Source organism: Neisseria sp. N95_16 (assembly GCF_002551535.2).
Taxonomy (GTDB): Bacteria; Pseudomonadota; Gammaproteobacteria; order Burkholderiales; family Neisseriaceae; genus Neisseria; species Neisseria brasiliensis.
In genome coordinates this window covers 76,371-86,194 of sequence record NZ_PDBT02000001.1, presented here as the reverse complement: position 1 = coordinate 86,194, position 9,824 = coordinate 76,371, and the positions used below count along the sequence as shown (strand labels likewise).

The window sequence follows — 9,824 nt, the reverse complement described above, 5'->3', positions numbered from 1 at the left end:
CTGTTGTGCTTTTCGGTAACAGTAGGTTCCGTTGACGGAATGCCGTCTGATTTCCCGACTGACGGTGGCGGGATGACAACCGATGTTCTGTGCGATTTGGTTTAGGGGTAGGTTGCGGTAATGTCTGGAAATGTAGTATCTTTGGTGTGAGGTCAGTTGTGTGTAGGCCATATTGCAATCTTTCTTGTCAGGAAAGGCAGTATACCACCGCATACTGGCCTTTTCTGTTATTGGAAATTGCACTTGTTAGGCGAATGTAAGGCCGTCTGAAAACCATGCTTTCAGACGGCCTTTTCACGTTTAAAAATGCTACAATAAGCCTTTGATTTTTCCTACCCGATACCCATGAAAAAAGCCGCCCCAAAATCCTTTGAAGAAGCCCTGAAACGCTTGGAAACCTTAACCCAAGCCATGCAGAGCAGCGATATGCCGCTGGAAGACGCGCTTGCTGCCTATCAGGAAGGCAACGAATTGGTGCAATATTGCCAAGAAAAATTGGCCGAAGTCGAACAAAAATTGCAGGTTTTGGATGCCGGCGAACTGAAGGAGCTCAACCTTGACCCAAGCGAATGATTTAAAAGCATGGCAGCAAAAAGCTCAAGCGCAAACCGAATTGCTGCTGGAGCGTTTCTTGCCGTCTGAACACACCAAACCGGCCAAGCTGCACGAAGCCATGCGTTATGTCACGCTCGGCGGCGGTAAGCGGTTGCGCCCGCTGTTGGTGTTGGCCGCCTCCGAATTGGGCGAGGCTGACAATGTCGCGGTCGAACAAGCCATGGCCGCGATTGAGATGGTGCACGTTTATTCCTTGGTTCACGACGATATGCCGCCGATGGACAACGACAGCCTGCGCCGCGGCAAACCGACCTGCCATGTGCAATACGATGAAGCCACCGCGCTGTTGGTTGGCGATGCGCTGCAAACACAAGCATTTGATGTGTTGAGCCGCGCCACCGAATTGCCTGCCGCGCGCCAGTTGGCCATGTTGGCGACGCTCGCCAAAGCCAGCGGCAGCTTAGGGATGGCCGGCGGTCAGGCGATTGACTTGGCCAATATCGGTAAGGCGATGAACCAAGCCGAACTAGAAGAAATGCATGGCCTGAAAACCGGTGCGCTGATTCGTGCCGCCGTGGTATTGGGTGCGCTGGCCTGTCCCGATTTGAGCGACGAACACATCGCCCGACTCGACCAATACGCCACCAAACTGGGCTTGGCTTTCCAAGTGATTGACGATGTGCTCGACTGCGAAGCCGACACCGCTACGCTCGGCAAAACCGCCGGTAAAGATGCCGATAACGACAAGCCGACTTATGTCAAACTGATGGGCTTGACCGAAGCGCGCGCCTACGCTGAAAAACTGGTTGCCGAAGCTGTGGCCTTGCTGCAGCCGTTTGGTGACAAAGCTGCCCACTTGCGCCAATTGGCGGAATTTGTGACGGCGCGTAAGCATTGAGTTTGCTGCTTTGATGTGAAACGAGGCCGTCTGAAACTGCTAACCCTAAGTTTCAGACGGCCTTGTGTTATAATCGCTTCCGCATACAGGCCAGACAGACAGTCGCCGCGTAACGCGTAAGGCTTACGGGGAGGAAAGTCCGGGCTCCAAAGAGCAGAATGCCGGCTAACGGCCGGGCGTGGTAACACGACGGAAAGTGGAACAGAGAGCAGAACCGCCGATGGCCATGATTCTCGCCAGCCTTTTGTATCATTGCAAAATGAAATGCCGCAGCCATGAGTATGGCAAGGCAAGCAGGGTGCAAAAGGCTGGCGGGAAGGCACAGGTAAGGGTGAAAAGGTGCGGTAAGAGCGCACCGTGCGGCTGGTAACAGTCCGCAGCAGGCTAAACCCCATTCGGAGCAAGACCAAACAGAACGCATTGACGCGACTCGCCGAGCGTTCGGGTAGGTTGCTGGAGCGCATCAGCAATGGTGCGACTAGAGGAATGACTGTCCAACGACAGAACCCGGCTTATCGTTTGACCTGTATGCACAGAATGAATCAAGGCCGTCTGAAAATCAACAGCAGATTTTTCAGACGGCCTTTTATGTACATCAACTATGTTTATTCGCGGTTGCGGCTCATATCCGCTGCGGCGGTAAACAATACGTCGGTGGACGAGTTCAGCGCGGTTTCGGCTGAGTCTTGCAACACGCCGATGATGAAGCCCACAGCCACCACTTGCATGGCCACATCGTTGGAAATGCCGAACAAGGCACACGCCATCGGAATCAGCAGCAACGAGCCGCCGGCTACACCGGAAGCGCCGCAAGCACCGGCCGTGGCTACCAAGCTCAACAGCAGCGCGGTGAAGAAGTCAACCTGAATGCCCAAAGTGTGCGCTGCTGCCAGTGACAATACGGTAATGGTAATTGCCGCGCCGCTCATGTTGATGGTGGCACCCAATGGAATCGAGATGGAGTAGGTGTCTTCGTGCAAACCGAGTTTCTTCGCCAAGGCCATGTTCACCGGAATATTGGCGGCAGAAGAGCGGGTGAAGAAGGCGGTCACACCGCTTTCACGCAGGCAGGTCAGCACCAACGGATACGGATTGCGACGGATTTTCCACCACACAATCAGCGGGTTCACCACCAATGCGATAAACAGCATACAGCCGAGCAATACGGCGAGCAGTTGGGCATAGCTGGCCAAAGCGCCGAAGCCGGTTTCGGCCACGGTCGAAGCCACCAAACCGAAAATACCCAAAGGTGCGAATTTAATCACCCATTTCACCACGGTAGAAATCGCATCAGCCAAATCAGCCACGACTTGACGGGTGGTGTCCGAACCGTGATTGCGGATGGCAAAGCCCAATACCAAGCCCCAAGCCAAAATGCCGATGTAGTTGGCATTGGCGATGGCGTTCACCGGATTGGCAACCAAGTTCATCAATAAGGTTTTCAACACTTCGACAATGCCGGATGGCGGGGTAGTGGAAATATCGCTGGCGCTGGATAAAACGATATGGGTTGGGAACATCATACTGGCCAATACCGCAACCAAAGCAGAGGCGAATGTGCCGACGATATACAAGCCGATAATCGGTTTGATGTAGGCTTCGTTGCCTCTGCGGTGTTGGGAAATGGCTGCGACCACCAAGATAAACACCAAAACCGGTGCCACGGCTTTCAATGCGCCGACAAACAGGCTGCCGAGTAAGCCGACAGCCAGGCCTGCATTAGGTGCAATCCAGCCGACAACAATACCGATCACCAAGCCGATGGCGATTTGTTTCACCAGGCTGACGCTGTTGACTGCGTTGAGAAGAGGGTTTTCACTGGACATCATTCATCCTTGTGTTAAAAGTATGTTAAGAATAAATTACATTCTAAAATAAAACCTTACCTTCGGTGAAGATTTTGATCATAAATCAGATAATTTAGCATAAAATTCTTATATTTTTATAAATATAAGAATTTACAATCAATAATATATTAATTTTAATATTAAATTTTTTTGGTAAATTGCATAATATGTAGTATGGGTGAAAAATTGTTGACGACTTTTGCCCCCAATAAACATTTTCCGATTTTCAGACGGCCTAAAGCAATGTAAGCGCAGGATTCGGCTGTTAAAAGAAGGCATAAATAGTGTTAGAATCAGAAACCTCCGAATTCCCGTACTCTTTGGCAATATGAACAAGCTGACTCCGCCGATTCTCTTTACCACGCTGTCGCTGGCCTGTGCGCAGGCATTTGCGGCCGATGCGTTTGTGCCTCAGGCCGATGATTACGAGCCTGTGCCCGAATCGGAACGCACGCCGCCGCCGGGCATGAGCACGGAAACGGTCAAACTTGACCCAAAATATCCGGTTAAAGTTGAAACTGACAACAGCGAAGTCAAAGAAATGGTGGAAACCCATTTGCCGCTGATTACCCAGCAACAACAGGAAGAGCTGGATAAAGAGCAAGTCGGTTTTTTGGCGGAAGAGGCGCCGCAAAACGTGACAACCATGTTGCGCACCAAAGGCTATTTCAACAGCCAAACCAGTATTCGTGACGATCGCGCCACCGATGGTTATGTGGTCAACATTATTCCGGGCCCACGCACTAAAATCGATAATGTTAGCGTGGCGATTATTGGTGATGTGTTGTCTGAAGGCGATGTCGGTGATTATTACAAAAACGCCATGCAAAACTGGCAGCAGCCGGTGGGCGACAATTTCGACCAAGACCGCTGGAGCAGCAGCAAAACGTCTGTGCTCGCAGCGGTCACACGTAAAAAATACCCGTTGGCTAAAATCGCTAATTCACAGGCGACTATTGATCCCAATCGCAACATGGCCGACTTGGAAGTGATGGTGGAGAGCAACCGGCCGATTTATTTCGGTGATTTCCAAATTACCGGTACCAAACGCTATCCGGTGACCGTCGTCTCCGGCATGGCGCGTTTTGAACCGGGTGATCCTTACGACTTGGATAAACTGCTCGATTTTCAGCAGGCTTTGGAGCAAAACGGCCATTATTCCGGCGCTTCGGTGCAGGCCGATTTTGACAATCTGAACCAAGACCGTGTGCCGGTGAAGGTTAATGTGAGCGAAGTGAAGCTGCATAAATTGGAAACCGGTATCCGTTACGATTCGGAATACGGTTTGGGCGGCCGCATCGCTTACGATTACTACAATTTGTTCAACCGCGGCTACATCGGCTCGGTGGTGTGGGACATGGACAAATACGAAACCACCTTGGCTGCCGGTATCAGCCAGCCGCGTAAAAGCAACGGCAAATACTGGACCACCAATCTGGCCTACAACCGCTCCACCACACAAAATTTAGAAAAACACGCCCTCACCAGCGGTGTGTGGTATGTGCGCGACCGCAATAATATCGATGCCCGTGTCGGTTTGGAATTTATTATTGAAGAGCGCAAAGTCCCCGATACCGATTACGATTTGGGCCGCAGCCATGCCACCATGCTCACTGCCTCATGGAAGCGCCAAGACATCGAGACCACGCTTCGCCCTGAAAACGGCTACTATCTCGATGGCAAAATCGGCGCCACTTTAGGCAAAGTGTTGTCGTCCACCATGATGGCGCGCGCCCATGCCCGAGCCGGCTATTTCTTTACGCCGGAAAACAAAAAAATCGGTACCTTCATCGTGCGCGGCCAAACCGGCTATGTGTATGCCAATGAAGGCGAAGAAGTGCCGTCGAGCTTATTATTCCGTACCGGTGGCGCCTCATCGATTCGTGGTTATGAGCTCGACAGCCTCGGGTTGGCCGGCCCGAATGATTCGGTATTGCCGGAACGCGCTTTATTGGTCGGCAGCTTTGAATATCAATATCCGGTGACCAAAAGTTTTTCTGCCGCCTTGTTCCACGATGTCGGCGATGCAGCACCAAACTTCAAAAAAATGACCATGAAACACGGCACCGGTTTGGGTGTGCGCTGGTTTAGCCCGGTGGCGCCATTTTCGTTCGACGTGGCTTACGGCCATCAAGACAAAAAACTGCGCTGGCACATCAGCTTAGGTACGCGTTTTTAATGTTTCAGACGGCCTTTGATGCCATCTGAAAGCGCCCTACCCTGCGGCAAAACACCATATGATGTTCAGACGGCCTATTGAATGATTTTAAATGCCGTCTGAAAAATAAACTTTATTTTCTTTTATCGTAACCATGACCACAGAACAAGCACCTACCGCTGCGGTGGACACGCCGCCAACTGATAACAGGCCGTCTGAAACGCCGCCTAAGCGCAAACGCCGCTGGCTGCGCGTGCTGGCGTGGCTGGTGTTGTGTGCGTTGGTGTGTCTGCTCGGTTTGGTGGGGTGGGTGGCCAGCACCGAATCCGGCTTGCGCTTCGGTCTCTATAAAATCCCGTCATGGTTCGGCGTGAACATCAGCTCCAAAACCTTACAAGGCACCTTGATTGACGGTGTGCGCGGTGATGAATGGCTGATTGAAACCAAAGGTGCCGACATCAAAATCAGCAAGCTCACGCTGCAATGGGTGCCGTCTGAATTGACCCGCCCGAGCCTGCACATCAAAGAATTAATTGCCGGTGACATCGCCATTGTCACCAAGCCGACCCCGCCAAAAGAAGACAAACCTTCAGACGGCCTGCCTGATAGCATTGATTTGCCGGTGACCGTGTTCGTCGATCATGCCGAAACCGGCAAAATCTCTGTCGGCAAAAGCTTCGATGAGCAGACAATCTACGTCGAAAAACTCAAAGCCGCCTATCATTACGACCGCAAAGAGCATCGCTTAAATTTGGCCGAAGCCAAAACGCCGTGGAGCGAATCGGCCGGCGCGGTGGTGTTGGGTTTGCAAAGCCCGTTTTCACTCAATACCGCGATTTACACCAAAGGCGAACTGGAAGGCGAAACCATCCACGGTACCACCCGCTTTTGGGGCAGCCTGCAAGACGTGAATATGCAAATCCTGCTTGATGGTGAAAATGTACATTTGCACGCCAATTCCATCTTGCATCCCTTTGCCAAGCAGCTGAATGATATTGTCGGCGAAGTGCATGTGAAGGGCATCAACATCAATCCGGTGGCGTTTATCCCATCGCTGCCCAAAGCCAACCTGACCTTTGATGCCATTCTTGTGCCATCGTTTACCGACGGTATTGCCTTAGATGGTGCGCTGGACTTGGGCAATACGCAAGCCGATTTTGCTGATAATAATGGTATTCCCGCGCGCGCCGCCTTGGCAGAATTTACTGTTGACGAACAAGGCATGGTCAAAATCAATGAAGCGGAATTTGAACTGCTGCAACAAGGCCGTCTGAAAGCAGCGGGCAGCATCGATACCGTCAAGCAGCAATTGGATTTGGCCATCGGTGTGGAAAATGTCGCTGCCGCCGATGCGGTGCAACAAAACATTGCAGGCCGTCTGAACGGCAATATCAACGTCAAAGGCGAGACCGCATCGCCGAACATTGATTGGTCGCTCGACAGCGGTTTTGCCCGCACCACCGGCCTGCTTTCCATCCTCACCGACAAGCTGCAAGGCCAGCGTACGCTCAAGCTTTCAGATGTGAAATTAACGCCACAGGACGGCGGAGAAATCACAGCCGGAGGCGAGCTTCAGCTCTTTAAAAATCAACTGCTTAAGCTCGATATTGTGAGTAAAAATTTCAATCCGAGCAAGATGGATAAGCAGCTTCCGGTAGGCAATATCAACGGCAATATCGCGCTGACAGGCGAATTGGGCAAGCAGAAATTCGGCGGCAAAATGCAGTTTGGCCCGAGTATGCTTAATGGTGTGTCATTGAGCGGTAAGGCCGATATTTTGTATGAAGACCAACACCTGCCGCGTGCGCTGACCGACCTTAAGCTCGGCACCAATGTTATCAATACCAGCGGCAGCTTCGGCAAAAAAGGCGACCGCCTGAATCTGAATATCAGCGCCCCCGATTTATCGCGCTTCGGTTTTGGTTTGAGCGGTTTGCTCAATGCCAAAGGCTATTTGGGCGGCGATCTTTCAGACGGCATCAAAACGCTGGAAACCGATTTATCCGGCGAAGCGCGCGCCCTGCGTGTGGGCGATTTGCTCAATGTGCGCGATTTGGATTTCAAACTCAAAGGCTCGCCTGATGTGACCAAGCCGGTGACAGCAGAAATCGTGGGCGACCGGATTGTGTTTGCAGGCAAAACGCCGACTGTGATTGATGCCATCAACCTGAGTATGAACGGTACCGGTCTCAACCACCGTATCCGCGGCACCGGTAATATGGTTTTGGACAGCAAGCCCTACAAGCTCGACCTTGATGCCAACGGCGGCCTGAATCAAGACCTCGACCAATGGAAAGGTGTGGTGAATGCGCTCGACATCAGCGGCGCGTTTAACCTTAAGCTGCAAAACCGCATGAATTTGGAAGCCGGCGCCGAACGTGTGGCGATGAGTCCGGCGCGATGGGCGGCGATGAGTGGCGTGTTGAATCTGCAAAGTTTCGTGTGGGATAAACGTACCGGCATCACCACCAAAGGCAGTGCGCAAAACCTGCACATGGCCGAGTTGCATAATTTCTATCAGCCGCCGGTGAGCCATAATCTGGTGTTGGGCGGCGATTGGGATATGTCGTATAGCGAAAATGCGCGCGGCTACCTGAATATCATGCGTCAGGGTGGCGATGTGATTCTGCCGCAAAACAACCAGCCTTTGGGCTTGAGCACTTTGTCTTTGCGCACCCGTTTCCAAAACAACCGCATTGATGCGCGGCTCGACGGCCACAGCCGATTCGGCCGCGTGGATGCCGATGTTGGCATCAACCAACAATTTGGCGGCAATTTGGCCAATGCGCCGCTCACCGGTCGCGTGAACGCCAATATTTCCGATTTAACCGCCTTACGCCCGCTCTTGCCGCCATCGGCACAAAGCTTAAGCGGCAGCTTCGTCGGCACCGCCGTGTTGGGTGGGCGCGTGGCCACACCGAGCATCGCGTCTAATCTAAAGCTCAACACCAATTACGGCAACGGCGACGGCATCATCAACATTGGTCAGGGCAACAGCTTGGATACTTCGCCTTTGAGTGGCCGCATTAACCTGAATGTTGCCAATTTAGAAGTGTTCCGCAATTTCATTCCGGTCGGCCAAACCATCAAAGGCCGTCTGATTGGCGCGGTGAATTTGGGTGGCAGCGTCGGCGATCCGCTGTTTAACGGCACACTCAACGGCGACAATCTGTATTACCGCAATCAGGCGCAAGGTTTGATTTTGGACAACGGCGTATTGCGCTCGCGTCTGCAAGGCCGCCATTGGATCATCGACAGCTTGAAATTTTATCGTGGCGGCACGGTCGAGCTGAAAGGCCGCGTCGAATTGGAAGACGTGAATCCCGATGTTGATGTCGATATCGTGTTCGACAAATACCGCACACTTTCTCGCTCGAACCGCCGTTTGGCGTTAAGCGGCAGGGCCAAAGTGCTGTATAACGTGCAGCGCGGTGTGTCTTTGGTGGGCGGATTGAAAGCCGACTTCGGCCAATTCGGTTTCCAAGAATCATCCATGCCGACTTTGGATGGCGATGTGGTGGTATTGGGCGAGCCGCCGAAAGAGCAAGCCGCGACCACGCCGATTTTCATGGATTTAGATTTGGACTTGAACGACAGCGTGCGCTTTGTCGGTGAAGGCTTGAACGTGACCTTGGGTGGCACATTGAAGCTGACTGCCCGACCGGGTGAAAAGGTGCAGGGCATCGGAACGGTGAAGGTAGTCAAAGGCCGCTACAAAGCTTACGGTCAGGATTTGGACATTACCAAAGGCACGATTTCTTTCGTTGGCCCCTTGGGCGACCCGAATCTGAATATCCGTGCCGAGCGCCGCTTGTCGCCGGTGGGCGCGGGCGTGGAAGTGCTGGGTAATTTGAGCGATCCGCGCATTACCTTAGTGGCCGATGAAGTCATGAGCGAAAAAGACAAACTTTCGTGGCTGATTCTGAACCGTGCCAGCAGCGGCAGCGATGGCGATGAAGCGGTATTGTCCGCCGCCGCCGGTGCTTTGTTGGCAGGGAAGCTCAACGACCGCTTAGGTTTGGTGGACGATTTCGGCATGACCAGCAAACGCAGCCGCAATGCCCAAACCGGCGAACTCAATCCGGCCGAACAGGTGCTGACCGTGGGCAAACAATTGTCGCAAGAGCTGTATCTTGGTTATGAATACGGCTTAACCAGCGCCGAGCAGTCAGTCAAGCTGATTTACCAACTGACCCGCTCTATTCAAGCGATTGCCCGTGTCGGCAGCGAATCATCAGGCGGTGAATTGAAATACACCATCCGCTTTGACCGCTGGTTTAAAAAGGCAGATAAAGAAGCGGAAGCAACTATAGAACAAGAAAAACAACCTTAAAAAGCAGGCCGTCTGAAAAGTCATTTTTAGCTT

Annotated in this window: 6 protein-coding genes and 1 other RNA gene; 5 read left to right on the top strand and 2 right to left on the bottom strand. The window is 52.5% G+C overall.

The genetic code is table 11. The features are described from left to right. On the bottom strand, positions 1-171 hold a 171-nt coding region (locus CRG49_RS13785), incomplete at its 3' end, for a helix-turn-helix domain-containing protein (protein WP_157807888.1). A gap of 174 nt (positions 172-345) precedes the next feature. On the opposite strand from CRG49_RS13785, the gene CRG49_RS00430 reads away from it, so the two are divergent. From CRG49_RS00430 to rnpB, 3 genes are all read left to right on the top strand, one after another. After that, entirely contained in the window at positions 346-573 is a 228-nt protein-coding gene (locus CRG49_RS00430) for an exodeoxyribonuclease VII small subunit (protein ID WP_095503528.1), read from the top strand. After that, on the top strand, positions 557-1,453 hold the full coding sequence (locus tag CRG49_RS00425) for a polyprenyl synthetase family protein (RefSeq protein WP_095503527.1): 897 nt from the start codon (positions 557-559) through the stop codon (positions 1,451-1,453). Before CRG49_RS00430 ends, CRG49_RS00425 begins: the two co-directional genes overlap by 17 nt. Positions 1,454-1,539: 86 nt before the next feature. Further along, an RNA gene (gene rnpB / locus CRG49_RS00420) (RNase P RNA component class A) lies at positions 1,540-1,984 on the top strand. A 74-nt stretch (positions 1,985-2,058) separates the two neighbouring features. On the opposite strand, the gene sstT is transcribed toward rnpB, so the two are convergent. After that, positions 2,059-3,279 carry a serine/threonine transporter SstT gene (gene sstT, locus CRG49_RS00415; RefSeq protein ID WP_095503526.1) on the bottom strand — a complete coding sequence of 407 codons (1,221 nt, stop codon included), beginning with the start codon at positions 3,277-3,279 and terminating at the stop codon, positions 2,059-2,061. 349 nt (positions 3,280-3,628) lie between these two features. Between sstT and CRG49_RS00410 the strand changes: the two genes are divergently transcribed. Together CRG49_RS00410 and CRG49_RS00405 are read left to right on the top strand one after the other, a co-directional pair. After that, positions 3,629-5,479: an autotransporter assembly complex family protein gene (locus CRG49_RS00410; RefSeq protein ID WP_095503525.1), complete on the top strand. Its 1,851-nt coding sequence runs from the start codon at positions 3,629-3,631 to the stop codon at positions 5,477-5,479. Positions 5,480-5,612: 133 nt separating this feature from the next. Next, entirely contained in the window at positions 5,613-9,791 is a 4,179-nt protein-coding gene (locus tag CRG49_RS00405; protein WP_095503524.1) for a translocation/assembly module TamB domain-containing protein, read from the top strand. Positions 9,792-9,824 lie beyond the last annotated feature (33 nt).